This is a genomic window from Crossiella sp. CA198 (assembly GCF_052078295.1).
In the GTDB taxonomy this organism is placed as follows: Bacteria; Actinomycetota; Actinomycetes; order Mycobacteriales; family Pseudonocardiaceae; genus Crossiella.
The window spans coordinates 293,819-320,627 of record NZ_JBQJIM010000008.1; the positions used below are offsets into that span (position 1 = coordinate 293,819).

At 70.4% G+C, this 26,809-nt stretch carries 22 protein-coding genes; 3 read left to right on the forward strand and 19 right to left on the reverse strand.

Annotated features, from left to right (window positions below; all coding sequences use genetic code 11):
* Positions 1–370 precede the first annotated feature (370 nt).
* On the reverse strand, positions 371–1,516 hold the full coding sequence (locus ACTOWY_RS16065; protein ID WP_441310409.1) for a glycosyltransferase family 4 protein: 1,146 nt from the start codon (positions 1,514–1,516) through the stop codon (positions 371–373).
* Positions 1,517–1,968: 452 nt separating this feature from the next.
* Here ACTOWY_RS16065 and ACTOWY_RS16070 point away from each other — a divergent pair, with 452 nt between their 5' ends.
* Positions 1,969–2,685, forward strand: a complete 717-nt coding sequence (locus ACTOWY_RS16070) for a polysaccharide deacetylase family protein (RefSeq protein ID WP_441310410.1) — start codon at positions 1,969–1,971, stop codon at positions 2,683–2,685.
* Here ACTOWY_RS16070 and ACTOWY_RS16075 read toward each other — a convergent pair.
* From ACTOWY_RS16075 to prmC, 7 genes are all read right to left on the reverse strand, one after another.
* The gene (locus ACTOWY_RS16075; RefSeq protein WP_441310411.1) at positions 2,682–5,069 is read right to left on the reverse strand and encodes an ATP-binding cassette domain-containing protein; all 2,388 of its coding nucleotides are present in this window, start codon (positions 5,067–5,069) and stop codon (positions 2,682–2,684) included. The two genes, ACTOWY_RS16070 and ACTOWY_RS16075, sit on opposite strands and share 4 nt — an antisense overlap.
* A 25-nt stretch (positions 5,070–5,094) precedes the next feature.
* Entirely contained in the window at positions 5,095–5,505 is a 411-nt protein-coding gene (locus ACTOWY_RS16080; protein WP_441310412.1) for a VOC family protein, read from the reverse strand.
* A 10-nt stretch (positions 5,506–5,515) separates the two neighbouring features.
* Complete coding sequence (locus ACTOWY_RS16085) at positions 5,516–5,998, reverse strand: helix-turn-helix transcriptional regulator (protein ID WP_441310480.1); 483 nt, start codon at positions 5,996–5,998, stop codon at positions 5,516–5,518.
* A gap of 35 nt (positions 5,999–6,033) precedes the next feature.
* Complete coding sequence (locus tag ACTOWY_RS16090; RefSeq protein WP_441310413.1) at positions 6,034–6,681, reverse strand: cyclase family protein; 648 nt, start codon at positions 6,679–6,681, stop codon at positions 6,034–6,036.
* The gene (locus tag ACTOWY_RS16095) at positions 6,678–7,328 is read right to left on the reverse strand and encodes an L-threonylcarbamoyladenylate synthase (protein WP_185009551.1); all 651 of its coding nucleotides are present in this window, start codon (positions 7,326–7,328) and stop codon (positions 6,678–6,680) included. The genes ACTOWY_RS16090 and ACTOWY_RS16095 overlap by 4 nt, the downstream gene beginning before the upstream one ends.
* Positions 7,329–7,338: 10 nt before the next feature.
* Positions 7,339–8,481: an acyltransferase family protein gene (locus ACTOWY_RS16100; RefSeq protein ID WP_441310414.1), complete on the reverse strand. Its 1,143-nt coding sequence runs from the start codon at positions 8,479–8,481 to the stop codon at positions 7,339–7,341.
* A gap of 138 nt (positions 8,482–8,619) precedes the next feature.
* Complete coding sequence (gene prmC / locus ACTOWY_RS16105; RefSeq protein WP_441310415.1) at positions 8,620–9,486, reverse strand: peptide chain release factor N(5)-glutamine methyltransferase; 867 nt, start codon at positions 9,484–9,486, stop codon at positions 8,620–8,622.
* Positions 9,487–9,619: 133 nt separating this feature from the next.
* Between prmC and ACTOWY_RS16110 the strand changes: the two genes are divergently transcribed.
* Positions 9,620–10,594 carry a hypothetical protein gene (locus tag ACTOWY_RS16110; protein ID WP_441310416.1) on the forward strand — a complete coding sequence of 325 codons (975 nt, stop codon included), beginning with the start codon at positions 9,620–9,622 and terminating at the stop codon, positions 10,592–10,594.
* 3 nt (positions 10,595–10,597) lie between these two features.
* Here ACTOWY_RS16110 and prfA read toward each other — a convergent pair whose 3' ends face one another.
* Together prfA and rpmE are read right to left on the reverse strand one after the other, a co-directional pair.
* On the reverse strand, positions 10,598–11,677 hold the full coding sequence (prfA, locus tag ACTOWY_RS16115; RefSeq protein ID WP_441310417.1) for a peptide chain release factor 1: 1,080 nt from the start codon (positions 11,675–11,677) through the stop codon (positions 10,598–10,600).
* Positions 11,678–11,756: 79 nt separating this feature from the next.
* Positions 11,757–11,969 (reverse strand): 50S ribosomal protein L31, encoded by a 213-nt coding sequence (gene rpmE, locus ACTOWY_RS16120; protein WP_441310418.1) that lies wholly within the window; start codon positions 11,967–11,969, stop codon positions 11,757–11,759.
* A 251-nt stretch (positions 11,970–12,220) separates the two neighbouring features.
* Here rpmE and ACTOWY_RS16125 point away from each other — a divergent pair, with 251 nt between their 5' ends.
* Positions 12,221–12,592, forward strand: a complete 372-nt coding sequence (locus ACTOWY_RS16125) for a hypothetical protein (RefSeq protein ID WP_441310419.1) — start codon at positions 12,221–12,223, stop codon at positions 12,590–12,592.
* 79 nt (positions 12,593–12,671) lie between these two features.
* On the opposite strand, the gene fabF is transcribed toward ACTOWY_RS16125, so the two are convergent.
* From fabF to ACTOWY_RS16170, 9 genes are all read right to left on the reverse strand, one after another.
* The gene (gene fabF, locus ACTOWY_RS16130) at positions 12,672–13,934 is read right to left on the reverse strand and encodes a beta-ketoacyl-ACP synthase II (protein ID WP_247765538.1); all 1,263 of its coding nucleotides are present in this window, start codon (positions 13,932–13,934) and stop codon (positions 12,672–12,674) included.
* Positions 13,935–13,965: 31 nt separating this feature from the next.
* Complete coding sequence (locus ACTOWY_RS16135; RefSeq protein ID WP_441310420.1) at positions 13,966–16,557, reverse strand: aldehyde dehydrogenase family protein; 2,592 nt, start codon at positions 16,555–16,557, stop codon at positions 13,966–13,968.
* A gap of 1,159 nt (positions 16,558–17,716) precedes the next feature.
* Positions 17,717–17,821: a SapB/AmfS family lanthipeptide gene (locus tag ACTOWY_RS16140; protein WP_441310421.1), complete on the reverse strand. Its 105-nt coding sequence runs from the start codon at positions 17,819–17,821 to the stop codon at positions 17,717–17,719.
* 8 nt (positions 17,822–17,829) lie between these two features.
* Positions 17,830–20,388, reverse strand: coding sequence for a class III lanthionine synthetase LanKC (lanKC, locus tag ACTOWY_RS16145; RefSeq protein ID WP_441310422.1), 2,559 nt, complete (start codon positions 20,386–20,388; stop codon positions 17,830–17,832).
* 159 nt (positions 20,389–20,547) lie between these two features.
* On the reverse strand, positions 20,548–21,225 hold the full coding sequence (locus ACTOWY_RS16150; RefSeq protein ID WP_441310423.1) for a response regulator: 678 nt from the start codon (positions 21,223–21,225) through the stop codon (positions 20,548–20,550).
* Positions 21,222–22,349 carry a sensor histidine kinase gene (locus ACTOWY_RS16155; protein WP_441310424.1) on the reverse strand — a complete coding sequence of 376 codons (1,128 nt, stop codon included), beginning with the start codon at positions 22,347–22,349 and terminating at the stop codon, positions 21,222–21,224. Before ACTOWY_RS16155 ends, ACTOWY_RS16150 begins: the two co-directional genes overlap by 4 nt.
* Positions 22,350–22,779: 430 nt before the next feature.
* Positions 22,780–24,852 (reverse strand): transcription termination factor Rho, encoded by a 2,073-nt coding sequence (rho, locus tag ACTOWY_RS16160; protein ID WP_441310425.1) that lies wholly within the window; start codon positions 24,850–24,852, stop codon positions 22,780–22,782.
* 321 nt (positions 24,853–25,173) lie between these two features.
* A complete protein-coding gene (gene thrB, locus ACTOWY_RS16165; RefSeq protein ID WP_441310426.1) occupies positions 25,174–26,103 on the reverse strand; it encodes a homoserine kinase in 930 nt (309 codons plus the stop codon).
* 8 nt (positions 26,104–26,111) lie between these two features.
* Positions 26,112–26,642 (reverse strand): hypothetical protein, encoded by a 531-nt coding sequence (locus ACTOWY_RS16170; protein ID WP_441310427.1) that lies wholly within the window; start codon positions 26,640–26,642, stop codon positions 26,112–26,114.
* Between the last annotated feature and the right edge of the window lie 167 nt (positions 26,643–26,809).

Consider the following 26,809-nt stretch of genomic DNA (forward strand, 5'->3'; position numbering starts at 1 on the left):
CGACTTCCGGACGAATTTCCCCGCGATTTCCGGCGTACCGGACATTTGACCCCGCCGGGCCTTGCCACAAAAGGCAGGCGCGCATTTCCCCGAGGGTTCCGGAAAAATCACCCAATGGAATTCATCGGTGAATTCCCCGCCGGGTTGTCCGGCGGCCCGCGCCAGACAAGCCGGTCAGACCACGGGTCCCGGCCGGGTCGGCCCGGCGGACGTCCGCCGGGGGACGCGACGGCGCCGCGGTCAGCCGGATCCGCGCAATTGACGGCGCACACCCCGTCCTCGGACGCGGAAAATCGGAAACCGGGGTGTCGGACAGTGATTTCCGCGGCCAGACTGAGCACTCTTCCGAATGAATCTGACCAGCAGTCGATCACCGCGCGCGACGGGTGTCCCGCAGTCGGGGGACGGCCGAGGCGAGCAGCGCGAGCAGCAGGCCGATGCCCACGCCCCAGAGCACCGTGGTGATCTCGAACAGGCTCAGCGAGACCGCGCCGAAGGCCAGCAGGGCGGCCCACAAGTAGATCAACAGCACCGCGCGCCGGTGTGAGTGGCCGATCTCCAGCAGCCGGTGGTGCAGGTGCATCTTGTCCGCGGAGAACGGGCTGCGACCGGCCCTGGTCCGGCGGATCACGGCCATCACCAGGTCCAGCAGCGGCACGAAGAGCACCGCGGCCACCACGACCAGCGGGGACAGCATCGCGATCAGGTCGGAGGCCTTGTAGGCGCTGTAGTCCATCTTGCCGGAGGCGGTGGTGCTGGCCGCGGCGAGCATCAGGCCGATCAGCATGGATCCTGAGTCGCCCATGAAGATCCGGGACGGGTTGAAGTTGTGCGGCAGGAAGCCCATGCAGGCCCCGGCCAGCACCGCGCCGATCAGCGCGGGCGAGTAGACCTGCACGTCGCCGTTGCGCTCGACCAGCAGTCCGATGGAGAAGGCGCAGGTGGCCGCGGCCGCGATCAGGCCGATCCCGGCGGCCAGCCCGTCCAGCCCGTCCACGAAGTTCATCGCGTTGATCATGGTCACGGACAGGAACACGGTCAGCAGCGCGCCCTGGTCCGGCCCGAGCGAGAGCACCCCGCCGCCGTTGGCCTCCCACGGCACCCAGAAGTAGAACCAGGAGACCCCGAAGAGCACCAGCAGCCCGGAGGCGGTGATCTGGCCGGCCAGTTTGGTCAGCGAGTCCAGCTCGAACCGGTCGTCCAGCGCGCCGACCAGGACGATCACCCCGCCGGCGACCACCACCGCGACGATGTCGGAGGAGTAGTCGAAGGCCCGGCGCAGCGCGGGCAGGTGGAAGGCGAGCACCATCCCGGCGAGCACCCCGCCGTACATCGCCACCCCGCCCATCCGGGGCATGGGTTTGGCGTGCACGTCGCGTTGCCTCGGGTAGGCCACCGCGCCGACCTTGCGGGCCAGCAGCCGGATGAGCCCGGTGAGCAGGAAGGTCACCGCGGCGGTGACCAGGCAGACGAGCAGGTACTCCCGGATGGGGAGTCCGGCTGCGATGGCAGGCATCGGGCCCACTTCGGAGACAAACCTCGCGGATCGGGGGCGCGGGTTGGGAGGACCTTCGGGGAGATGATCTTCCCAGCCGTGCGACGGGGGTGTGCGGGGTGGCTGGCTGCGCTCCAACGTTACTCGCCTGAGATGCGGCGGCCGGAGCGAGGCCAAGCGTAGGGGCAGGCGTGGTTGGCGTCTGCAGAGGGGACGCCCGAGGGGCGGGCGGGGTTGCATGGGCGGGACGGGTTCGCGGGCCAGGTGGTGAGCGGGCCGGGCCGGGGCGGGGGTGCCCGGGTTCGGCCTCGATGACCGATCAGCCCGGCTGGACGTGGTGGGGAACACGTTCCGGCTAACAACCGATCATCCCGGCGTGCGTCTGAACCCATGTGAGGGACGCACGATGGATGACTTTGGTCGCTCTGGGTATCGCCGCCGTCACGTTGGTGGCCTGTGGTGCTCCGGATCGGGTGGCACAACCAACGCCGTCGGCGACCTCCGACGCGCCCGATCCGGCCGGTCGGCCGCTGCCGCCGATCCCGCTGCCCAAGCCCGGCGATCCGCAGGTCGTGCGCAAGGGGCCCGCCGAGGCCGGGAACCGGTTCGCGCTCACCATCGACGACGGGACCTGCAAGGAGTGCGTTGGCGGGTACGTGGCGCTGGCGGAGAAGGGGCTGCACCTGACCTTCTGTCCCAACGGGCAGTACCACGCCAACTGGGAGCCCTTCGCCGAGCGGATCCGCAGGCTGGAGGCGGCCGGGGTCATCCAGCTGTGCAACCACACCTACAGCCATCCCAACCTGCTGAAACTCTCCGATGAGGAGATCGGCAGGGAGATCGAGCGCAACGAGGCGTGGATCCAGAAGACCTTCGGGGTCACCGCGCGGCCCTGGCTGCGGCCGCCCTTCGGCAACCGGGACGCGCGGGTGGACCGGGTCGCGGCCAAGCACGGGTACACCCGGATGGTGCTGTGGAACGGGTCGTTCGGGGACTCCGGGAAGCTGGCGCCGGACGTGCTCTACGCGGAGGTCGAGAAGTGGCTGCGGCCGGGATCGATCATCCTGGCGCACGCCAACTTCCCGACCGCGATCCACGAGTTCGACCGGATCCAGGCGTTGATCACCCAGCGCGGGCTGCAACCGGTCACGCTGGACGAGCTGTTCGGCACCTCGCGGGCCAACGGCTAGGCGCCGACGTAGGCCGCCAGGTGTTCGCCGGTGACGGTGGAGCGGGCGGCCACCAGGTCGGCGGGGGTGCCCTCGAAGACGATCTGGCCGCCGTCGTGGCCGGCGCCGGGGCCCAGGTCGATGATCCAGTCCGCGTGCGCCATCACCGCCTGGTGGTGTTCCACCACGATCACCGACTTGCCCGCCTCGACCAGCCGGTCCAGCAGGCCGAGCAGGTGTTCGACGTCGGCCAGGTGCAGGCCGGTGGTGGGCTCGTCGAGGACATACACACCGCCCTTGTCGCCCATGTGGGTGGCCAGCTTGAGCCGTTGCCGCTCACCGCCGGAGAGCGAGGTCAGCGGCTGGCCCAGGCTGAGGTAGCCGAGGCCGACGTCGGCGAGCCGGTCCAGGATGGCGTGCGCGGCCGGGGTGGCGGCCTCGCCCGCGCTGAAGAACTCCCTGGCCTGGGTGACCGGCATGGCCAGCACCTCGCTGATGTTCTTGCCGCCCAGGTGATAGTCCAGCACCGCGGCCTGGAACCGCTTGCCCTCGCACTCCTCGCAGGTGGTGGCCATGCTGGCCATGATCCCCAGGTCGGTGTAGACCACGCCCGCGCCATTGCAGTTGGGGCAGGCGCCCTCGGAGTTGGCGCTGAACAGGGCCGGTTTCACGCCGTTGGCCTTGGCGAAGGCCTTGCGGATCGGCTCCAGCAGGCCGGTGTAGGTGGCCGGGTTGCTGCGCCGGGAACCGCGGATGGCGGTCTGGTCGACCGAGACCACGCCCTCCTCGGTCGGCATCGAGCCGTGGATCAGCGAACTCTTGCCGGAACCGGCCACGCCGGTGATCACCACCAGCACGCCGAGCGGGATGTCCACGTCGACCTTGCGCAGGTTGTGCTTTGTCGCGCCGCGGATCTCCAGCTGGCCGGTGGGTGTGCGCACCGACTGCTTCAGCGCGGCCCGGTCGTCGAAGTGCCTGCCGGTGACCGTGCCGCTGGCCCGCAGCCCGTCCACGGTGCCCTCGAAGCACACCGTGCCGCCCGCGGTGCCCGCGCCGGGACCCAGGTCGACCACGTGGTCGGCGATCGCGATGGTCTCCGGCTTGTGCTCGACCACCAGCACCGTGTTGCCCTTGTTCCGCAGCCGCAGCAGCAGGGAGTTCATCCGTGCGATGTCGTGCGGGTGCAGGCCGATGGTGGGCTCGTCGAAGACGTAGGTGACATCGGTGAGCGAGGAGCCCAGGTGCCGGATCATCTTGACCCGCTGCGCCTCGCCGCCGGAGAGCGTGCCCGAGGGCCGGTCCAGTGAGAGGTAGCCCAGCCCGATCTCCACGAAGGAGTCCAGGGTGTGCCGCAGCGCGCCGAGCAGCGGGGCCACCGAGGGCTCGGTCAGCCCGCGCACCCAGTCGGCCAGATCGCTGATCTGCATCGCGCAGGCCTGGGCGATGTTGATCTTCTTGATCTTCGAGGACCTGGCGCCCTCGCTGAGCCGGGTGCCCTCGCAGTCCGGGCAGATGGTGAAGGTGACCGCCCGCTCCACGAACGCCCGGATGTGCGGCTGCATCGCCTCCTTGTCCTTGGCCAGGAAGGACTTCTGGATCTTGGGGATCAGGCCCTCGTAGGTGAAGTTGCCCCCATCAATCTTGATCTTGGTCGCTTCCTTGTACAGGAAGTCCTGCATCTCCCGCTTGGTGTACTTGCGGATCGGCTTGTCCGGGTCGACGAAGCCGGAGGCGGCGTAGACCCGCACCGTCCAGTGGCTGTCGGACTTCCAGCCCGGGATGGTGAAGGCGCCCTCGGCCAGCGACTTGGAGTCGTCGTAGAGCTGGGTGAGGTCGATGTCGTTGACCTTGCCCCGGCCCTCGCAGCGCGGGCACATGCCGCCGGTGACGCTGAAGCTGCGCCGTTCCTTCAGGGTCTGGCCGCCGCGTTCGATGGTGACCGCGCCCGCGCCGCTGATCGAGGCCACGTTGAAGGAGAACGCCTGCGGTGAGCCGATGTGCGGCTTGCCGAGCCTGCTGAACAGGATGCGCAGCATGGCGTTGGCGTCGGTGGCGGTGCCGACGGTGGAGCGCGGATCCGAGCCCATCCGCTGCTGGTCCACGATGATCGCGGTGGTCAGCCCGTCCAGCACGTCGACCTCTGGCCTGGCCAGCGTGGGCATGAAGCCCTGCACGAACGCGCTGTAGGTCTCGTTGATCATCCGCTGCGACTCCGCCGCGATGGTGCTGAACACCAGCGAGGACTTGCCAGAGCCGGAGACACCGGTGAACACCGTCAGCCTGCGCTTGGGGATCTCGACGCTGACGTCCTTGAGGTTGTTCTCCCGCGCGCCGTGCACCCGGATCAGGTCGTGGCTGTCCGCCTCGTGCGGCTCGGGCGCACTCGTCCTCTTGGCCTTGCTCATCGTGTCTCCATCGGTCACCGGAGGTTCAGCGGGCTTGCTGGATGCGGATCATGTTTCCCGCGGGGTCGCGCAGGGCGGCGTCACGCACGCCGTAGGGCTGGTCGGTCGGCTCCTGGATGACGTCGGCGTCACCGGCCTGCAGCCGCTCGAAGAGGCCGTCGATGTCCTTGGTGGACAACACGATGCCGCCGTAGGTGCCCTTGGCCATCATCTCCGCGATGACGCGGCGCTCCTCCTCGGTGATGCCGGGGTCGGCGCCGGGCGGGTGCAGCACGATGGAGGTGCCGGGCTGGCCGGGCGGGCCGACGGTGATCCAGCGCATCCCGTCGTAGCCGACGTCGTTGCGGATCTCGAAGCCGAGGGTGTCGCGGTAGAAGGCGATCGCGGCCTCCGGATCGTCCTGGGGCAGGAAGCTCGCGTGAATGCTGATGTCCATGGCGGTCACGTTAGGTGCGGTTCACCGGCCGCGCTTCTTGATTCCTGACCGGTCGGGTGACCTGCTTGGCCACGCAGGACGGGATGCCGGCGGTGGCCCTGGCGGCCTCGCGGCGGTAGGCGCTGGGCGGCATGCCGACCAGCTCGGTGAACCGGGTGCTGAAGGTGCCCAGCGAGGAGCAGCCGACCGCGAAGCAGACCTCGGTGACGCTGAGATCGCCCCGGCGCAGCAACGTCATCGCGCGCTCGATCCGGCGGGTCATCAGGTAGCTGTACGGCGATTCGCCGTAGGCGCGGCGGAACTCCCGGCTCAGGTGCCCCGCGGACATGTGCACGCCGCGGGCGAGCGCCGCGACGTCCAGCGGCTGCGCGTAGTCCCGGTCGATCCGGTCCCGGACCCGGCGCAGCAGCTTGAGGTCGCGCAGGCGCTGCGCGTCGGTGGAACCGCTGGTCACCAGCGGATCGTGCCACGTCAGGGCGGGTCTGCCCAACATCGCCGAGGTCACGGGTCGGCCTCGGCCGGGCTCGCTCAGTCCGGCAGGACCGCCACCGCGCGCACCGGCAGGGTGGCCATCCCGGCCACCGGGGCGGGCAGCGCGGTGAACCGGGCGCCGCGGGCGGGCAGCCGGTCCAGCCGGGTGAGGTGTTCCACGATCGGGATGCCCGCGCCGAGCAGGCCGTGGTGGGCAGGGCGGGCCGGATCGGTGTTGTCGTCGATGTTGAGCGAGTCGATGCCGACCAGCGCCGGCGCGGCCGCGATGAGCGTGGCGACCAGGTCGGCGGTCAGGAATGGGTGCCCGGTGAAGTAGGCCTCGCTCCCCCAGTGCCGGGACCAGCCGGTGTGGATGAGCACCGCGCACCCGGCGAGGTCGCCCGCGCCGTCGAGCAGATCGGGGCTGATGCCCTCGCGCGCGTCGAGCACCACCGTGGGCACGTCGACCACCCGCTCCAGCGGCAGGTCGGCCAGGTCGTAGCCGTCGGGGTGGAAGTGCGCCGGGGTGTCGAGGTAGGTGCCGGTGTTGCCGACCAGCTCGATCCGGCCGATGGCGAAGCTGACGCCGGGGGCCATCCGGGCCGCGGTCTCGGCGAAGCTGACCTCGGTGCTGATCCGCGGCGGGGCCATCCCAGGGTAGGTGCGCAGCCCGTCGGTGATCCGGTGGCTGAGATCAATGATCACTGGGCGAGCTGCACGTCGAAGCCCAGCACCTCGGTGATCTCGGCCAGCTTGACCGCGCCCTCGCGCAGCACCAGCGGATCCGAGCCGGTCAGGTCGACGATGGTGGAGGGCACCGCGTGCTCGCACGGGCCGCCGTCGAGGTAGATCGGCACCAGCTCGCCGAGCTGGTCCCTGGCCTGCGCGGCGGTGGTGGCAGGCGGGTGCCCGGAGCGGTTGGCGCTGGAGACGGCCATCGGGCCGACCTCGCGCAGCAGCTCGATGGCCACCGGGTGCAGCGGCATCCGCAGCATCACCGTGCCCCGGGTGTCGCCCAGGTCCCAGGCCAGCGAGGAGGCGTGCGGCAGCACGATGGACAACCCGCCCGGCCAGAACGCCTCGATCAGCGAGCGGGCCTGGTGCGGCACCGAGAGCACCAGGCCGTCGATGGTGGACCAGCTGCCGACCAGCACCGGGACCGGCATGTCCCGGCCCCGGCCCTTGGCATCCAGCAGGCCCTGCACGGCGTTGGCGTCGAAGGCGTCGCAGCCGATGCCGTAGAGGGTGTCGGTCGGCAGGACCACGAGCTGGCCGGCGCGCAACGCGCCGGCCGCCGCGGCCAGTCCGGCCACCCGGGACTCCGGCTGGCCGCAGTCGTAGACGGTGCTCACACCGTGCAGCCTACGAGACCGGCGTCAGCACCGGACGCGGCTCCTCCACCTTGGCCGCTTCCGCCTTGTCCGCCTCCGCCTCGGTCTTGGCGGGCTGGCGCGGCTTGAGCACCTTGCGGCCCACGTTGATCATCGGCACCTCGACCGTGCGGTAGAGCACGCTGGCCAGCACCAGGGCCAGGGCCACCACGCTGAGCGCGAGCGGCCAGCCGCCCAGGCTGGGGAAGAGGAAGTGCAGCGGGGCCGCGGCGATGGACTGCACCAGGTAGAGGGAGTACGAACGTTCGCCCACGTAGGCCATCGGGCGGACCGAGAGCACCTTGGCCACCGGGCCGGGCGCGATCACCGCGGGCAGCAGCAGGGTGACGGCCACCGGGTAGAAGGCCATCAGCCAGATGAACCCCGGCACGCCTGCGACCTGGTTGAGCGCGTCGCCGATCGGCTTGAGGAAGCTGTGCAGCGTGATGACCGCGATGGCGAGGCCCACGCCGACCGCCGGGTGGGTCAGCGGCTGGATCAGCCGGTAGGTGCGCGCGTTGTGCATCAGCATCGCCAGCACGCAGCCGAGCAGGATGGAGACGTAGTGCACCGGCCAGCCGGAGGCGTGCGGGCCGAAGGTGAACGGGGTGGCCACCAGCGCGCCGATGATCAGCAGCCCGGTGATGCCGAGGCGGCGGCGCAGCGGCAGCACGCCGAAGGCGAACGCGACCAGCGGCCAGACCAGGTAGAACTTCTGCTCGATGCCCAGCGACCAGGACTGGCCGAACGGGTTGGAGCCGGCGAACTCGTTGAAGAAGGTCAGGTACAGCGGCATCGCCTCGCCCAGGTGGCTGCTCTGGTAGATGCCCAGGACCAGGGTGGCCACCGCGAGGAAGGCCAGCACCACGAAGTAGACCGGCAGGATGCGGAAGACCCGGCGCAGGTAGAACGCCTTGAGCGCGACCCGGCCGGTGCGGGCCTCCTCACGCAGCATGAGCGTGGTGATCAGGTACCCGGAGAGCACGAAGAAGACCTGCACACCGATCCAGCCCTGGAGCCGGTCCGGACCGCCGTAGTGGAAGACCACGACCATGACCGCGGCGATGGCGCGCAGTCCGTCGAGGCCGTCGAACCGGCGCATGGCCATGTACCCGGCGTGCGTTAGTGACTTCATTCAGCTTGCTCCCCGACGTTGGTGCCTTCGGAGAGCAAGTTGCCCGAACGGGCTACCTAGTTGCAAAAAACGGCGAAAAGTGACGACGATCACGACTGTTTGCGCGGGTCACCCTAGCCCATTTGGGGCAAACGACCTTCAAAGTGTCCTTCGCGCGGTGACGAATCGTGGGCGGCCGGTGAGGTCCAGGTGGCCGGTCACCTCGGCCAGCACCCGGCGGGTGGACAGCAGCGCCACCGCGGACTCGCCCTGGGTGTCGTCGTGCTCCACCGCCAGGCCGCCACCGGGTTTGAGCAGCCGGGCCGCGCAGCGCAGCACGTGCCGGATCACCGCCAGCCCCTCGTCCGCGGCGAAGACCGCGGCGTGCGGGTCGTGCTCGGCCACCTCCGGCGGCACCGGGGTGCCCTCCGGCACGTACGGCGGGTTGCACAGCACCAGGTCCACCGCCCCGTCCAGCTCGGCCAGCAGTCCGGGATCGGCCACATCGCCCGCGTGCAGCCGGACCGGGGTGTCGCCCCGGTCGGCCTGGGCGTCGGCGTTGCGCCGGGCCCAGGTCAGCGCGGCCGGATCGCGTTCCACCGCGTGCACCAGCGCGTCCGGCCGCTGGTGCGCCACGGCCAGCGCCAGCGCGCCCGAGCCGGTGCACAGGTCCACCACCACCGGCCGCTGCACGCCGGTCAGCGCGGCCAGGCCCCACTCCAGCAGCAGTTCGGTCTCCGGCCGCGGGGTGAACACCCCCGGCCCCACCGCCAGCTCCAGCGGGCCCAGCCAGGCCTTGCCGAGCAGGTGCTGCAACGGCACCCGGCTGGCCCGCCGCCGCACCAGCCGGTGGAACGCCTCGATCACCGGTGGGTCCACCAGTGGGATGAGGCCCAGCCTCATCCGCTCCACGCCGAGCACGTGCGCGGCGAGCAGTTCGGCGTCCACCCTGGGGCTGGCCACCCCGGCCTCGGTCAGGATCCGCTCGGCGTCCATGACCGCGAGACGCAACGGCTGTCGGTTCACAACGCGCGAGGTTACCGACTACCCGGTATCACTCGATTGATCGACGCGTTGCGCCGATCAGCAGTCAGTCCCCCGGAGGACCGCTCACTAGCTTCAGCACCGGTTCATTCGTTCCGGGGAGGGGACATCGAACGTGCGTAATTCACTCGCGCTCATCACGATCACCGGGGCCCTGCTGCTGGGTGGTTCACCCGCCCAGGCCGCGCCCGTCATCACCGACCTGGGCGCGCTGCCCGGGTACCACCTGTCCTGGGCCAACGACATCGGCCCTGACGGCGTGGTCGGGGCCTCCAGCACGCCCGGCCAGGTCCAGGGGGTGTTCTGGCCCCACGACGGCGTCGCGGTGAAGTTGCAGCCCACCGCCGCGGGCTGGGCGACCGCCGAGGCGATCAACAACAACCGGGTCATCGTCGGCAACTCCGGCGACCAGGCGGTGCGCTGGGCCCATCCCGGCGCCGCACCGGTCCTGCTGCCCAGCCCGGCGATCTACACCAGGACCATCGCGAAATCGATCAACAACAAGGGCGTGATCGCGGGCAACGGCGATCACCCGGAAACCTTCCAGACCAGGGCCCTGCGCTGGAGTTCCGGCCGCGCGCCCCGGGTGCTGCCGCCGCTGCCCGGCCACCAGGAGAGCGAGGTCGGCTCCAGCGGGGCGATCGGGGAGAACTCCGTCGTGGTCGGCAAATCCGACGACGACGCGGTGTTCTGGGACGCCGCCGGGAACGTGCACAGGCTGCCCCAGCTGGCCGGCTGGGCCCGCAGCACGGCGCACGCTGTCAACCGGCACGGGGTGATCGTCGGCTCCTACGACCTGCCCGGTGGCGGCGGCGGGGCGGTGCGCTGGGAACGCGGCAGGGTGACCGTGCTGCCACACCTGCCCGGCTCCGACCACAGCGGCGCCTACTCGATCAACGACTCCGGCGTGGCGGTCGGCGCCTCCAGCGGGCGCGCGGTCCGCTGGGACGCCGCGGGTGTGGCGACCGAGCTGCCCAAGCTGAGCGATCAGCTGCCAGGGCACGCCAAGGCGATCAACGAGCGTGGCCAGGTCGCCGGGACCAACAGCCCGCAGTGGCGGCAGGACCACGCGGTGCGCTGGACGTCCTGACCGCTAGGCGGTCGCTCCGGCCGCGGCGAGGCGTTCCGCCTTGTCCGCGGTCGCGAGCGCGTCCAGCAGGGCGGTCAGCTCGCCGTCGAGCACCTGGTCCAGGTTGTAGGCCTTGTAGTTGACCCGGTGGTCGGAGATCCGGTTCTCCGGGAAGTTGTAGGTGCGCACCCGCTCGGAGCGGTCCACCGTGCGGACCTGGCTGCGCCGGTCCGCCGAGGCCTTGCGGGCGGCCTCCTCCTCGGCCAGCGCGACCAGCCGGTTCTGCAGCACGGCCATCGCGCGGGCCTTGTTCTGCAGCTGGCTGCGCTCGTTCTGGCAGGAGACCACGATGCCGGTGGGCAGGTGGGTGATGCGCACCGCGGAGTCGGTGGTGTTCACGCTCTGGCCGCCGTGGCCGGAGGAGCGGAAGACGTCCACCCGCAGGTCCTTCTCGTCGATCTCGACCTCGACGTCCTCCTGCTCGGGGTAGACCAGCACCCCGGCCGCGGAGGTGTGCACCCGGCCCTGGGACTCGGTCACCGGCACCCGCTGCACCCGGTGCACGCCGGCCTCGTACTTCAGCCGGGCCCACACCCCGTCCAGCTCGGGCCCGCCCTTGCTCTTGACCACCACGGTGACGTCCTTGAACCCGCCGAGGTCGGACTCCACCGAGTCGAGCACCTCGGTCTTCCAGCCCTGCCGCTCGGCGAAGCGCAGGTACATCCGCAGCAGGTCGCCTGCGAACAGCGCCGACTCCTCGCCGCCCTCGCCGGACTTGATCTCCATGACCACGTCCGCGGCGTCGTGCGGGTCCCTGGGCAGCAGCAGCTCGGTCAGCCGCTGCTCCAGCGCCGGGATGGTCTCGGCCAGCGCGGCGGCCTCGGTGGCGAAGGCCGCGTCCTCACTGGCCAGCTCCAGCGCGGCCTCCCGGTCGGACCGGGCCTGGTCCAGCTCGCGCAGGGTGCGCACGACCGGGGTCAGCTCGGCGTAGCGACGGCCCAGCTTGCGCGCCATCGCCTGGTCGGCGTGCACCGCGGGATCGGCCAGCCGACCCTCCAGCTCGGTGTACTCCACGAGCAGGGTGTCCAGCGAGGCGGTGTCCACGGCGTCCTCTTCCCGGTAAGACCTTCAGGCCGACACGACAACGGCGCCCACCCCAGCGGGATGGGCGCCGTGAAGTCGGCTACTTGTTGCGCTTGCCGTAGCGGGCCTCGAAGCGCGCCACGCGGCCGCCGGTGTCGAGGATCTTCTGCTTGCCCGTGTAGAAGGGGTGGCAGTTGGAGCAGACCTCGACCGTGATCTGGCCGGTCTTCTTGGTGCTGTGGGTCTCGAAGGAGTTGCCACAGCCGCAGTTCACCTGGGTGACCACGTAGTCGGGGTGGATACCGCTTCTCACCGTCTTGTTCCTTTCTCAGGGGCCGCCGGGTCCCCACGAGCCGTACAACGGGGTGAACCGGAGCCTTATTCCGACCCCTGAGTATGCCAGGTCGTCCTGGTGCTCTCGCCGTGGTACCGCTCACCTCCAGAATCCGACCTCCGGGCGCAATGGCCGGACCATCGGGCGCATTGCCAGCGCAGACTGCTGATATCGGTCACAGGCCGCAGCAAAATCATCACGTGCTGTGTGCGGCGAGCTGGCGAGTACCCATGCTGACCTGGCTGGGCATCCCGCTGCTGGTCATCGGATCGATGATCGGCATCGGCGGCCTCGGCCTGCTGGCCTTCGGCACCACGACCCAGCTCTACAGCGCGACCTTCGGGGTCGCCGCCGCACTCGGCCTGGTCACCAGCCGCAACGTGGTCTGGCAGGCCGGCTGGCAGCGGCACGGCCTGCGCTGGCCCTACCTGCTGGCACTGGTGGCCGCCGGGGTCGCCCTTGACGGGCAGGAGCTGCCCTCCTGGCTCGCGGTCACCCTCGGTGTGCCCTGCCTGCTGCTGCTCGTGCGCACCCTGCGCAAGTTGCCCACCCTGGACGCCGATGGCGGCTGCGCCGAGACCAGGGATCTGATCAGCACCTGAAGCCCGCTCCCCTGCTGAAACGGAAACGGCGCGTCCCCCGCAGACCCGGGGACGCGCCGTTCTCCGTGTGACTGAGCGCTCAGCTCTCCCAGCTCTTGGCGACCAGCACCGCGTTGTGCCCGCCGAAGCCGAAGGAGTTGCTCATCGCGTACCGCACCTGGTGCTCCTGCGGCGCGTTGGGCACGAAGTTCATCTCCGGGTCCAACGGGTTGTGCAGGTTGATCGTGGGCGGCACCACGCCGGTGCGCATGGCGAAACCACAGGCGATCAGCTCGATCGCGCCCGCCGCGCCGATCATGTGCCCGGTCATCGACTTGGTGGAGCTGACCGGGATCTTGGTCGCGTGCTCGCCCAGCACGTTGCGGATGGCCTGGGTCTCGGTCTTGTCGTTCAGCTCGGTGCTGGTGCCGTGCGCGTTGATGTAGTCGATCTGCTCCGGCGCCACCCCGGCATCGGCCAGTGCCCTGGTCATCGCCCGCCGCGCGCCAGCGCCCTCCGGGTGCGGGGCGGTCCAGTGGTGCGCGTCGGAGGTCGAGGCGTAACCCACGATCTCGGCCAGGATCGGCGCGCCCCTGCGCAGTGCGTGGTCCAGCGATTCCAGGATGACCACGCCGGAACCGGCGGCCATCACGAAGCCGTCCCGGTCCGCGTCGAAGGGCCTGCTGGCCCGCTCCGGGTCGTCGTTGCGCCGGGACAGCGCCCTGGCGTTGGAGCTGGAGGCGATGTCCAGCGGGGTGACGCTCATCTCCGCGCCGCCCGCGATGACCACATCGGCCTCGCCGTACTGGATCCAGCGGGTGGCGGTGCCGATCGCGTCGGTGCCGGTGGCACAGGCCGAGTTGAGCGCCAGGGTCGGTCCGGCCGCGCCGAACATCAGGCTGACCTCGCCGGTGGCCGAATCGTGCGCGCCGGTGATGGCCTGGTAGGCCCCGACCGCGCGACCGCCCTTCTCGGTGAGCAGCTTGACCGAGTCCTGCATGTACTTCATCGCGCCGTAGCCGGTGCCGATGAGCACACCGCAGCGCGGGGCCAGCTCGCTGTCGATGGTCAGCTTGGCGGCCTCGACCGCCTGGATCGAGGCGGCCACCCCGTACTGGGCGAAGAGGTCCATCCGCCTGCTGAGCTTGCGCGGCATGTGGTCCTCGGCCACAAATCCCTTGACCTCGCCCGCGATCTGGGACGGGAAGGGCTCGGCGTCGAAGGTGGCGATCCGGGCGATCCCGCTACGCCCGGCCATGAACGCGGACCAGGTGTCCTCCGCGGTCAGGCCGACCGGGCTGATCGCGCCCCAGCCGGTCACCACGACCCGCGGCCGGTGCTTCCGGAACTCTGCTACCGACATTGGCTTTTCTCCACCTCGTATGTCCGGACGGTCAGGCGTTGGCCATGCGGGTCTTGCGGGCCGCGGGCAGGTGTTCGGCGACGGCCTTGGAGATCAGCAGCGGCTCGGCCACCCGCTGTCCCTGATACGCCACGTAGTTGGCGGCCACGCCGTACCCACCGAACGGCTTGTTGCCGTCGTCGGTGTCCAGCACGGTGAGGTTCACCGACACGTAGTGCCGCTTGCCCAGCGCGGACACGACATCCGGCGCGTCGCCGTAGACCATCGCGCCCATCGCCCGCTCGTTCACCGTGGGGTGGTTGGCGAAGGCCCGCAGCTGCTGGGTGTTCTGGTAGACGACCACGTTGAAGATCGGCGCGAACGTCTCCTCGATGGGCATCTTCTTGTTGTAGGGCCGCACCAGCACCGCGGGCTCCAGGTGCCGGGAGCGGAAGTCCAGCCGCCCGCCGGCCACGATGTGCTCGCGGTTGAGCCGCAGGTAGTCCGCGGCCGCCTCGATCGCGGTCTCGTAGTACAGCGGGCCGTAGTCCGCGCCGGGGTCGGTGTAGCTGCCGTAGCGCAGTTCGCCGACCCGCTTGGTGAGCTGGTCCACGAACGCCTCGGCCTCACCGGCGTGCACCAGGAAGACGTCAGGGGCGAAGCAGTCCTGGCCGGAGTTGAGCATCCGGATCCGCACCGCGTCGGTGACCGCGAGGTCGATGTCCGCGCCCTCGGCCACCACGAACGGGTTCACGCCCTGGCCGTAGAACAGCAGCATCTGGTCATCGCGCAGCTGGGCCCGGACCAGTTCGGCGTTCTGGTAGGCGCCGGTGAACACCAGCACGTCCGCCTCGGCCACCGGGACCTCGACGAACTGCCGCTGGCTCAACGTGGTCAGCTCGATGGACTCCAGCTTGTGCACCGGCGCGAGCAGCTCGTGCAACCGCTTGGTGGTGCCGGTGACCTGGCTGGACGGCCGGAAGATGACCTCGTCGGTGTAGAGCGACGGGATCAGCGTGTAGAGCACGTAGGAGTAGAACAACACGTTGGAGGACATGAACACGGCCATCTTCGGCACCCGGCCGGGCCGGTAGGCCGAGACCTCTTCCAGTGCCCCTTCCAGCGCGCTCAGCCCGGCCTCGATCTCGTCCAGCACGGCCTTGTGGTTGGAGATCTCGGTCAGCACGTCGATCAGCGGCTGCGGATCGTTGCGGATGTGCTCGGCCACCGCGCGCAGTGCGGCCAGTCGCGCCGGGTGCGGCACCGCGGCCAGGTCGGTGAGCCGGGTCAGGTCGGGCTTTCCGTTGTTGTTCAACGGGAACTCGGTCACCACCAGCACCTGGTTGGGCTGCTCGTAGGAGGGCAGCAGCGCGCAGATCTTCTCTCGCCAGTACCGGGCCTCACGCAGGTCCGGGTCGGCCACCACGAACACCAGCTGGCTGCCCCGGCGCTCGTCGTCCAGGGCGACCACCTTGACCGCGGCCCCGGCCTCCTCGGCCTTGCGCGCCAAGGCTTCCGGGTAGAGCGTGTGGCCCATCCGGTGCACCGCGTACTTGCGGCCGACCACGTAGAGGTTGCCCTCCTCGTCGGTGTAGCCGATGTCGTTGGTGCGGTAGACGTCCTCGGCGTGCTCGGTGACCGAGCCGTCCGCGGCCAGGTAGCCGGTGAGCTGACCGGGCGAGCTGACCAGGATCTCGCCGATCTCGCCCGGCGGGACCGCGTTGCCGTCCTCGTCCAGGATCCGCACCACGACCCCGTCCAGCGGCTGGCCACAGCCGATGGCGTTGCCGGGTGCCGCGAGGGCGATGTTGCCGACCTCGGTGCTGCCGTAGCCGTCCAGCAGCGGCTGGCCGGTGGCCACCACGAACTTCTCCGCCAGCGCCCGGTCCAGCGGCGCGCCACCCACGCACCACATGCGCACGTCACGCAGGCCCTCGGCGGACTCCGGCCGGCGTTCCACCAGCTTGAGCATGGTGTGGTAGGTCGCGGGAGTCGCGTCCACCACGGTCGCCCGGTAGCGGCCGGCCATGTCCACCGCGTGGTCCAGCCGGGCGTACGGCGCCACGATCAGCGAGCAGCGCGCGATCCACCACAGCAGCACCAGCGAGAGCCCGTACTGGTGGGAGAAGGGCAGCAGCGGCATCAGCACGTCGGCCTCGGTGTAGGCCATCCGCTGCTGGGTGCGTTCGATGTTGCCCAGGAAGGACTTGCCCGAGCGCACGATGCCCTTGGGTTCGCCGGTGGTGCCGGAGGACCAGGCGATCAGCGCGTCGGAGCGGGTGAACCAGTCCACGAAGGACAGCGAGCCGCCCAGGGCCGGGATGGCCGCGGCGTCCTCCAGCAGGCCGTCCAGGCTGATCACCCGGTCGGCGTCGAGCACGGTCAGGTCCTGGCTGACCTCCGGGCGCACCAGCGCCCAGCCCGCCCTGGCGAAGGCGGTGATCCGCGCCGTCTCCTCGGGGGTCTGCCGGTGGTCCACCAGCACGATCGAGATGTCCAGATGCACCAAGGCCAAGAGCACGGTGACGTATCCAGCCGAGTTGTCCGCTTTGAGGATCACCCGGTTCCCTGGACACAGCCCACGAGCGCGCAGTGCGGCCGCCACCCGCAGTGCGTCCTGCTCGACCTCAGCCGTGGATCGCACGGAGTTCGCTGTCACCAACCTGGCTGCCACAGGTTCCACCGCTGGTCTCCCACCCCTCGCCCGGATTCACCCCGCCGATGGCCACGCATACAGCTCGCGGCGAGCGCACGCGATTGCCATCCGGGGTTTAGTTGCCCTACTACTGCTCACTTTGTGTGTCGGACCACTGACGGTGGGTTCACACCCGGGTCAGTCGCCCCTGCGCCTTGTGGCCCGCCACCGGCCACGGTTCCGTTCCACCAATTCCAGCATTGGTCGGAACACCCACTCAAATTACCGGGGCGTAGTCATGTTTCGACAATGAGAACTTTCTGACGTTCTTCCGGCTAGATAAAACTTCCTGAAGCAGGTCTACAGCTGCGTCCGGCCGGGGGCTGCGTTCGAGCCGCACGCGAGGTACCACCCGATCTACGCAACCACCCCAGTATGCCTGACCGGTTCCGGCACACCCAGGCTGATCTGCCGAGATCAGGAGGATTTCCACCAGCCTGGCCGCCCGATCAGGCTGGTCGGGGCCGCCTGGACCGAGCCACGCCGCCTAGTCCCGATCACCAGAGAGCTAGACCGAACAGGGTATCGAGCGCACCGCCGAACGGTTGAGCGCGGACCGTTCGCGCGTCCGGGAGAGCGGGCAAAGGGGCCGGTTGACACAGCGCGCGCCAACTCCGGCAAACCATTCCCTCAGCCTTGCGACCTACGAGAAGTTATTATCGAACAGTCGACCGAATTAACCTGTTACGAGGGAAAAGACGTCAAGCCAACGCAAAGTGCGTCGGTGAATAACCGCCCGCGTTCTGGAAGAACAACAGAGGTGCCAGTGGCCAGGCGCGCGCCCGCACCGCCGCGCGGCCGGGTCGGCGCGCACCCGTGTGGTACCGGTCTCACGCGTCCGACCTGCGGCGAAGCCGGGTCCAGGGGACCGCGGCCGAGCTGACCCCGGCACAGCACGTGCGAGCCCGGAAGTCCAGCGACAGCGCGATCCAGGATCAGCGAACTGAGAGTCCCTGGAGCGGGTGGCGGGTACCGCGCAAGCCGGTGGAAGCGGAGCGGAGGGCAACAGGATGTCGATGCCAGCGGGGTGTACCCCCGGAATAAGGTCGGGGGATGCTCCCGGTCGCGGCGAGAGCATCCCCCGATGGCACACATGGTGTGCGGTGTGTCACCAGCAGATCAGCAGACTCAGCGTGCTGATCAGGCCCGCGCCGAACTCGGCGGAGCCGTCGACCTCGGCAAGCTCGATCGCCTGCAGGTCCAGTACGTCCATCCGGGTTGTCACCTCCCCTCGTGCGCTCGGGCGAACAGTGGCAACGCCCCGGTGGTCACGGCGTGCAGCGCGAGCAGCACGCCTGCCGAACCGGTGGCGAGATCGTGGGACAGTCGCAGCAGCGCGTCACCGGGGAAGGCCAGCCCGCCCCCGTGCGGCACCGCGTGCCAGGCCAGCCTGCTGACGTGACCGCGCAGCGTGTCCTGCACCCGGTCACCGTCCACCCCAGGCAGGCCGCGGAGCGCGGCGAGCGCGCACACCAGTCCGGCCCGGCCGGTGAATAGCCCGCTGTGAATGGTGAACTCTGCTTCCAGTGCCCGCTGCACAGCCGGCAGCGCCCCGGTGAACACCGGATCCGGCCGCAGCCGCAGCAGTTCGGCCATGGCCAGGGCGATCCCTGCGGTGCCCGCGGCCAGGTAGGGCAGCAGCCTGCGACCGGCGCGGACCTGCAAGGCCCCGTCCGCGGTCAGCTCGGCGTGCTGGAGGTCCCGGTGCAGGGCGCGACCGGCCGCGTCCAGCAGTTCGTCCGCGCCGCCCTCGGCGTGCGCGCGGCTGAGGAACAGCGCCACGCCCGCACCGCCGCGGGTGAGTCCGGGCGCTCCGAAGGGCATCGCCGCCACCCCGGCCAGCACCAGCGCGGCCACCCGGTCGGCCAGGTCAAGGCCCCATTCGGTGAGCCAGCTCCGGCCGATCACCCGGCCCAGGTGCAACAGGGTCAGCCCGATGCCGGAAAGGCCCTCGTACAGATCGGCGCCCGTGCACGCCTCGGTGGCCGCGGCCAGCCGCTCCAGGACTTCCCGCGCGGTCTCGATATGCCCGAACTCGGCCAGCACCAGCGCGATGCCGTGCCCGCCTGCGAACAGTCCCGGCCTGCCTGCGCCGCGCCGGGCCAGCGCCCGCAGCAGCCAGTCCTCGTACTCCGGGAACCGGCCGGATCCGCTGGTGTGCAAGGCGTAGAGCACCCCGGCCGCACCGTGCGCCAGGCCGAGGCCGTCCTCGGCGAACTGGGCGATGTCGCCGGGGAAGAGCCGGTCGGCCCGCTGCGGGGTGGCCGCGGCCACGATCGCCGCGGTGATCCGCTCCCGCAGCCTGGCCAGATCGGCCGGGCCGGTGGCGAAGGCGGGCGGCACCGGGTCCCGGGTGCTGGGTGGCGGGGACCCGGCGCCGGCACAGAGTCGCGCCAGGATCGGCCGCACGTACTCCGGCGGCAGCGGGAACCGGGCCAGCACCGCGGCGCAGAGCGAGCGGACCTTGCCGGGTGCCAAGGCGCACAAGGAGTTCAGCGGCAGGAACAGCGCGAGACGGAGCGCGGCCAGCGCGTAGTGGTCCACGTCGAAGCCGCCCACCCCTGGCGGTGCGGTGTAGCCGGGCGCGCCCAGCGGGGCGCGGGTGGCCGCCGAGACCGGGGCGGCCAGCTCGAAGTCCAGCAGGGTGATCCGGCCGTCCGGGCCGACCATGATGTTCATCGGATGCAGATCGCCGAAGACCACCCCGCGCTCGTGCAGCGCGGCCACCGCCGCGGTCACCTTGGCCACCACCTCCAGTGCCCACTGGGTGTACCCGGCCACGGCGGCGTCATCGGCCCCTGCGGTGGCCAGCGGGTAGCGGCGGACCAGTTCGGTGGCCAGCGGCACGCCCTCGACGTGGCTGAGCGCGAGGAACTCGTGCTCCCAGCAGGTGAAGCGGCCCAGCACCGTGGGCACCCCTGGCAGTCCGGCCAGCAGGGTGAGCATGGCGTGCTCGTTGGCCAGCCGGTGCACCGCGTCGTGCCCGTCCACGTCCAGCCCGGCGTGTGGGCGGGCCTCCTTGAGCACCAGCTGCCGCGAGCCGTCCGGCTCCTCGGCCAGGTAGACCCCGCCCGCGTTGGAGAAGTGCAGTGGGCGCAGCACCCGGTAGGGCAGTCCGGCCCGCGCGCGGCGGCGGTCCAGGTGCGGCCGCAGCACCTCGGGCAGCGCCACCCAGGACGGCGGGCTGAACTTCGGGCCGCGCTGATCCGGCACCAGGTTGCCCTCGGGATCGGCCAGCGCCGGCACCAGTTCGCCCTCGGCGGTGAGGCAGTAGCGCTCGGTGAAACCGCCGTAGCGCACGTAGAGCGGGCCCTGGCCCCAGCGCAGGTCGTTGAGGATGTACGGACCGGACCGGCCTGCCAGCTGCGGGTCGAGCCGGTGCAGTGCCCTGGCGAACTCGGTCTCGTCGGCCGGGTAGAGGGTGATGAACTTGCCACTGGCGCCGCGGGCGGCGTACTTGGCGTTGTGCGCGAGCACCGCGGCCCGGCTGTCCAGGAACTTGAACGGCACCCGGTGCAGCAGGCAGTCGGCGGCGACGGTCTCCAGTACCTCGGCGGCCCCGTCGGGAGTGGCGGAGACGTGGATCTTCCAGCCCTGGTCCGGGGTGGGCGCGCCCTGGGGGTGCAGGACCACCCAGGACTCCCGCCTGCTGCGCTGCCAGTGCGGCGGCAGCGGCGCACTGACCAGCGGGTACCGCTCGACCGCTGCGGTGCGGTGCGCCGGGGAGTCGTAGAAGTAACGATCGACGAAACAATACTTCTCGTATTCGACTTCAATCACGCCGGCACACCTCCCCGCTTTTTTGAGCTTTCCCCTCGATCCCAAAAGAACCCTACCCGCACTGCGCATTTCCGCACTACGCTAAGCGGTCTACCTTTTTCGCCACGAAAGTCGCAGGAAAGTATTGGCCCGCAACTTTAGTCGCGGGCAATCCGTTGCCTACTCCGGGGAAATCGAGACCAGCCCGGTCCGGTACGCGAAGATGGCCAGCTGAACACGGTTATCCAGCCCCAGCTTGGCCAGCACCCTGGTCACCCGGCTCTTGACCGAGGACTCGGTGCTGTCCAGCTTTTCCGCAATGGCGGCATTGGACCAGCCGGTGGCCACCAACTTCACCACATCGATCTCCCGCTCACCAAGTAGACCAATTCCCCTGGCGACCGCCGGATCGGGTTGCACCATCCGGTGCACGGTGTGCTCGATCAGGCGCAGGGTCACCGCGGGGGACAACATGGCATCACCCCGGGAGACCACCCGGACCGCGTGCGCCAGCTCCTCCGGCGAGGTGTCCTTGCGCAGGAACCCACTGGCCCCGGCGGCCAGCGCCGAGTAGACGTGGAAGTCGGAGTCGAAGGTGGTCAGCATCAGCACCCTGGGCCGCGGCGCCGGACCGGTCCACTCCCCGACCAGCCTGCGGGTGGCGCCGATGCCGTCCAGTTCGGGCATGCGCACATCCATCAGCACCACGTCCGGGCACAGCTCGGCGGCCTTGGCCAGCGCGGCCACCCCGGTGGCGGCCTCGCCGACCACCTCAAGGTCGGGGCGCAGCGAGAGCAGGGTGGACAGCCCCGCCCTGACCACCGCGTCGTCGTCGACGAGCAGCAGGCGAATGGTCACGAAACGCTCCGCAGCGGGATCCGCGCGTCCACCACGTAGCCGCCGTCGGGCGCGGCCGCCGAACTCAGCTCGCCACCCAGCCGGGCCACCCTGGCCTGCATGCTGAGCAGCCCCAGCCCGCTGCCGGGCACCGAGGGCAGCCGGGCCGCCCTCGGCGGCTCGTTGACCACCCGCAACCGCAGCGCGTCCGTGGCGGTGTCCACGCCCACCTCGATGCTCACCCTGGTCGGCGAGGCGTGCTTGACCACGTTGGTCAGTGCCTCCTGCAGCACCAGGAACCCCTCCGCGCCCACCTCGGGGCTCATCGAACGCGGCAGCTCGGCCACTGAGAACTCCACGTCGTTGCCTGCGTTGCGCACCGCGGAGGCCAGCCGGGTCACCCCCTCCGGCCCGCAGTCGGCACCGTCCGGGCCGTCCGCGATCCCGCGCAGCAGGTTCTGCAGCCGGACCATCTCGGTCATCGCCTGCCTGCTGGACTCGCGGATCTGGTTGGCCGCCAGCACCGCCTGCGGATCGTGCCTGGCCAGCAGCTCCTCGAAGACGTGCGTCTGCACGGACAGCGCGCTGAGGTGGTTGCCCACCACATCGTGCAGGTCAAGGGCGATCCGCTCGCGATCGGCGACCACCGCCGAGCGCACCTCGCGGCTGCGCCGCTCGCGCTGCCGGTGCACACTCCGGCGCAACGAGCCCACGTGCGCGGCGAAGCGGTGCTGGTGGCTGCCGATCATGTAGGCCAGGCCCACCGCCAGCGCCACCACCAGCCAGTCGGCGAGCTGGATGTGCTTCTCGTACATCAGGCTGACGATCACCGCGTGCGCCCCGCCCCAGCCTGCCACCACCCAGGCCACCCACGGCCGGTGCCTGCGCGCGCCGTAGCGGCCCAGCGCGTGCGCGGCGATGAGCAGCGGGATCCCGCCGGTCATCTCCGGCACCCCGAGCACGCCGCGGGCCAGCACCATCGCGCCCACGATCAGGAAGATCACCACCGGCCTGCGCCTGCGCAACAGCAGCGGCAGGGTCACCCCGTAGGCCGCCAGCGCCCCCGCGGCCAGCCGCCAGGGTTCGGCGGGGACCAGGAACAGCGCGAGCAGGTCCAGCGCCCCGAGCGCGCCGACCAGCAGCACGTCAGGGGCGCTTTGCCTCGCGCCACGCGACCACACCGACAGCCGCCTCCCACTAGACGCCCGTGTCACCGTTCCGCCCACCACTCCCAGTAGGTAAATACCTGGCATCTGCGCCGCTCAACCACCCAGGACAGAAGCCGTCACCTAATCGGCCCAATGCCCTTATTGTCTGCGCAACGACAGCTGCCGCCTTTCGGTCAGGGCTATTACGCCCACCGGACTACTGCACACGGAGCCAACCGATCGCGTCAGCGGCTGACTCCCGGGCAGCGCTGTTGGCGATCGGCTAACCTGGCGGATTTCTTGACTCCCAAAAGGATCGTTCTGGGGCAACAGCGCGATCCGGTCACAAACGGAGCGTCCCTTTGGCGACAAAAAGCGGGCGCCCCCGGCCATCGGCCGAAAGCGCCCGCTTACTTACCGACGAGTATCAGTCGTCGTTGCTGCCTGGCGTGTTCTTCGAGACCGTCATCAGGAACTCGATGTTGGTCCGGGTCTTGCGGAGCCGGTCCAGCAGCAGGTCGATGGCCTGCTGGTCGTCCAGCGCCGCCAGCACCCGACGGAGCTTGATGGTGACCGCCAGCTCGTCCGGAGAGAGCAGCAGCTCCTCCTTCCGGGTGCCGGAGGCATCCACGTCAACCGCCGGGAAGGTGCGCTTGTCGGCGATCTTGCGGTCCAGCTTCAGCTCCGCGTTACCGGTGCCCTTGAACTCCTCGAAGATGACCGTGTCCATGGTGGACCCGGTCTCCACCAGCGCGGTGGCGAAGATGGTCAGCGAACCGCCACCCTCGATGTTGCGCGCGGCGCCGAGGAAGCGCTTGGGCGGGTAGAGCGCGGTGGAGTCGACACCACCGGAGAGGATCCGGCCCGAGGCGGGGGCGGCCAGGTTGTAGGCGCGGCCCAGCCGGGTGATCGAGTCCAGCAGCACGACCACGTCGTGCCCCATCTCCACCAGGCGCTTGGCGCGCTCGATGGAGAGTTCGGCCACAGTGGTGTGGTCGCCCGGCGGCCGGTCGAAGGTCGAGGCGATGACCTCGCCCTTCACCGAACGCTGCATGTCGGTGACCTCCTCGGGGCGCTCGTCCACCAGGACGACCATGAGGTGGCACTCCGGGTTGTTCGTGGTGATCGCGTTGGCGATCGCCTGCAGCACCGAGGTCTTGCCCGCCTTGGGCGGGGAGACGATCAGCGCGCGCTGTCCCTTGCCGATCGGCATCACCAGATCGATGACGCGCGTGGTGAGGATGTGCGGCTCGGTCTCGAGGCGCAGTCGCTCGTTCGGGTACAGCGGGGTCAGCTTGGTGAATTCCGGGCGGCCGCGCACGGCCTCCGGCTCCAGGCCGTTGATGGAGTCCACCCGCACCAGCGGGTTGAACTTCTGCCGCTGCGCCTCCCCGTCCCGGGGCTGGCGCACGGCGCCGGTGAGCGCGTCACCACGGCGCAGGCCGTAGCGGCGGACCAGCGACAGCGAGACGTAGACGTCGTTCGGGCCCGCCAGGTAACCGGAGGTGCGCACGAAGGCGTAGTTGTCCAGCACGTCGAGGATGCCGGCCACCGGCAGCAGCACGTCGTCCTCGCGGACCTCGGTGTCGCCACCGCCGCCGCCACGACCGCCCCGCTCGCCACGGTCACCGCGATCTCCACGGTCACCCCGGTCCGTGCCGCCACCCTCGCCATCCCGGCCACGGTTGCGCCGACGGTCCCGGAAGCGGCGTCCGCGCCGTCCCCTGCCGTCCTCGTCCTCGTCGTCCTCGACGACCTGCGGCTGACTCTGGGCCGCCGCGGCACGTTCGCCCCGGTCCCCGCGGTCATTGCGGTCGCTGCGGTCGTTGCGATTGCGGTTGCGGTCGTTCCGGTTACCCCGGTCTCCCCGCTCCCCGCGCTCGCCCCGCTCACCGCGTTCCTGCCGCTCGCCACGCTCGGCCCGCTCCTGGCGCTGCTCGGCCGGCTTCTCCCGCTGCTCGGTGGCGACAGCGACAGGCTGCTCCACCTGCTCGACGGGCTTGTCGGCCTGGGGCTGCTCCGGAGCGCGCTCGCGGGGGTTCCGCTGCTCGCCCTCCGGGCTCCCGGCCGGACGGGTGGCCGCCCGACGGCGGCGGTTACGCCGGGCATTATCGCCCCCGGCGTCGCCCTCACCAGCCGCGTTGTCCGCGGCGGCGGGGGTTGCGGCGGGCGCCGGCGGGGCGCTCTCCACCGCGGTGGCCTTGGGCGCGGGGGTGCTTTCGGCACCCAGCGCCAACTGACCGGTCTCGGCCTTGGCCGGCTTGGCAGCCTCGGCGCGTGGCGCCGAACCGCCGCCTTGCCGCTCCTTGATGGCGGCGATCAGGTCGCCCTTGCGCATCCCACTGGTGTTGCCGATGCCCAGCTCACCAGCGAGCTGACGCAGCTCGGCGAGCACCATCCCGGAAAGGCCACCACGACGTCGAGTCGCCGTGCCATTGGCCGAAGGGCTGGCAGCGGTCGTCTCGACCGCGTCGCCGCCCAGTAGTTCGGTTTCGCTCACGAATGTCCTTCCTGACCGGTCCCCGCCTCCTACGTGGACCAGCGGACTTGCCGCCCGACGGAACGCGGGACAGCAGGTCGTCCAGTACCGGTGGGAAGACTCGGTACGGGACTGTCAATCACCGCCTCGGTGTACCCGTCAGCGTGGATCCCGTCCTGGAGGGGATCGAGACCTAGCTTCAACGGGGATGCGACCCAGGAACGAGGCCCGGGAACGGCACCGGCGACCGTGCGCGCGGTGACTGATTGCCTCTGAGGGTAGACCCCGGGTCAACGGGGTGCAACAACCGGGTGGGTCCTGGCGTGGCGGGAAGGGCCTTGGCTACCTCGGCTTTGCTCCCTCAGACGGGTTCGCGGACCCCCCGATCGGTTCCACCACCACCCCGCCCTGGTCAATGGGCAGGGCCATCGGGGTGAACCCGGACAGGTCCGCCTCGTCAGGCAGGTGACCCCCGCGCGGGAAGGCGATCACGGTGGGTCCCGCTCCGGAGACCATGGCCGGGATCCCGGCCGCCCGCAACGAGTCCACCAGCGCCATCGTCGCCGGGAAGGCGGGCCTGCGGTACTCCTGGTGCAACCGGTCCGCGGTGCCAGGCAGCAGCAGCCAGGGATCGGTGGTCAGGGCGTAGACGGCCAGCGCGGAGCGCCCGGCCGCGAAGGCCGCGTCCCGCAGCGGGACCTGCTCCGGCAGCAACCCCCGTGTGGTCTTCGTCTCGGATTCGGTCTCCGGCACGAACACCAGCGGCGCCAGCTCCTCATGCGGCTCCAACCGGATGGCCTGGTAGTCCTTGCCGTCCTGCCAGGCGATCACGATCCCGCCGTAGACACTGGCCGCGGCGTTGTCCGCGTGCCCCTCGAACTCCGCCGCGAGCTGCAACACCCCGTCATCCAGCTCCCGGTCCGCCAGCGCGAACCCGGCCGCGACTCCCGCGACCGCGGCCGCAGCGGAGGACCCGAGCCCACGGGCGTGCGGAATCCGGTTCCGGCACACCAGCTCCAGCCCCAGCCCGGCAACCCCACAACTGGACAAAGCGGACCGCACCGCCCGCACGACCAGATGCCGCTCATCCGTCGGCACCCGCCCCGCGCCCTGACCCTCGACCCGAACCCGGATCTCCCCCGCAGGCGCGACCCGCACCTCGACCTCGTCATAGAGGCCCAGCGCCAGCCCGAGCGAGTCGAACCCCGAACCGAGATTCGCCGTCGACGCGGGCACCGTGACCCGCACACCACTACCGATCCGCACCAGCACACCCTAGATCAGGGCATCCGGGCCCAACCGGCCCTCGCGACCTCGCGCACCCGCTTGTCCAGGCTCCGCATGATCGAGCGCGGCATGTCGCCGAATAGGCAGCCCGGGAGCACGCCGACCACCTGGAACCAGAAGCGGCCGGGCAGTCCAGGGCGACCGAGCAGCCAGGGCAGCAGAATGGTGACGGTGGTGATCAGCACACCACAGCACAGGATGATCAGACTGCCGATGATCGCGGTCCGGCGCAGGCCGGGTAGCGCCGCCGTGTCGACCAGCTCGCCACGGAACAGCCTCCGGCTCTGCAGCAGGAAGGCCGCAGTCCAGCCGAACCCGAGAACGTACAGCGGGAGCTGCCCCAGCAGAACGGCGAAGAACTCCAGGTTGGCCCGGTTCGACTGGGTCAGCAGGAACAGCCACAACCCGAGGAGAAGCACCGCCGCGCAGCCCTGGATGACGCCGTTCACGGTCCAGGCACGTCTGGTGCGGCCCGTGCCGGGCACGAACTGCCACGGCGGCACACCGGCTGAGCCCGGTGGCATGGCAGCCATCTCCGAGTGTCCTGGGTTGGGGTGGAATCGATTGTGCTGATCGCGGCCGACGGACGGCATCCGCTCCCCCTGCGGTCCGGACCGACGCCTCCCCCAGCCCGGCCCACACCCGAACCTAGAGGATCAGCGATCGGCCCGCACCCGAACCCGGCAACGGC

What these genes read in the sequence shown, in the direction of transcription:
- ACTOWY_RS16170 (WP_441310427.1), bottom strand. Translation starts at nt 26,642, where the DNA reads ATGCCACCGGGCTCAGCCGGTGTGCCGCCGTGGCAGTTCGTGCCCGGC.
- ACTOWY_RS16080 (WP_441310412.1), bottom strand. Translation starts at nt 5,505, where the DNA reads ATGGACATCAGCATTCACGCGAGCTTCCTGCCCCAGGACGATCCGGAG.
- ACTOWY_RS16100 (WP_441310414.1), bottom strand. Translation starts at nt 8,481, where the DNA reads ATGAAGTCACTAACGCACGCCGGGTACATGGCCATGCGCCGGTTCGAC.
- ACTOWY_RS16065 (WP_441310409.1), bottom strand. Translation starts at nt 1,516, where the DNA reads ATGCCTGCCATCGCAGCCGGACTCCCCATCCGGGAGTACCTGCTCGTC.
- ACTOWY_RS16075 (WP_441310411.1), bottom strand. Translation starts at nt 5,069, where the DNA reads ATGAGCAAGGCCAAGAGGACGAGTGCGCCCGAGCCGCACGAGGCGGAC.
- ACTOWY_RS16085 (WP_441310480.1), bottom strand. Translation starts at nt 5,998, where the DNA reads ATGTTGGGCAGACCCGCCCTGACGTGGCACGATCCGCTGGTGACCAGC.
- ACTOWY_RS16125 (WP_441310419.1), top strand. Translation starts at nt 12,221, where the DNA reads ATGCTGACCTGGCTGGGCATCCCGCTGCTGGTCATCGGATCGATGATC.
- ACTOWY_RS16140 (WP_441310421.1), bottom strand. Translation starts at nt 17,821, where the DNA reads ATGGACGTACTGGACCTGCAGGCGATCGAGCTTGCCGAGGTCGACGGC.
- fabF (WP_247765538.1), bottom strand. Translation starts at nt 13,934, where the DNA reads ATGTCGGTAGCAGAGTTCCGGAAGCACCGGCCGCGGGTCGTGGTGACC.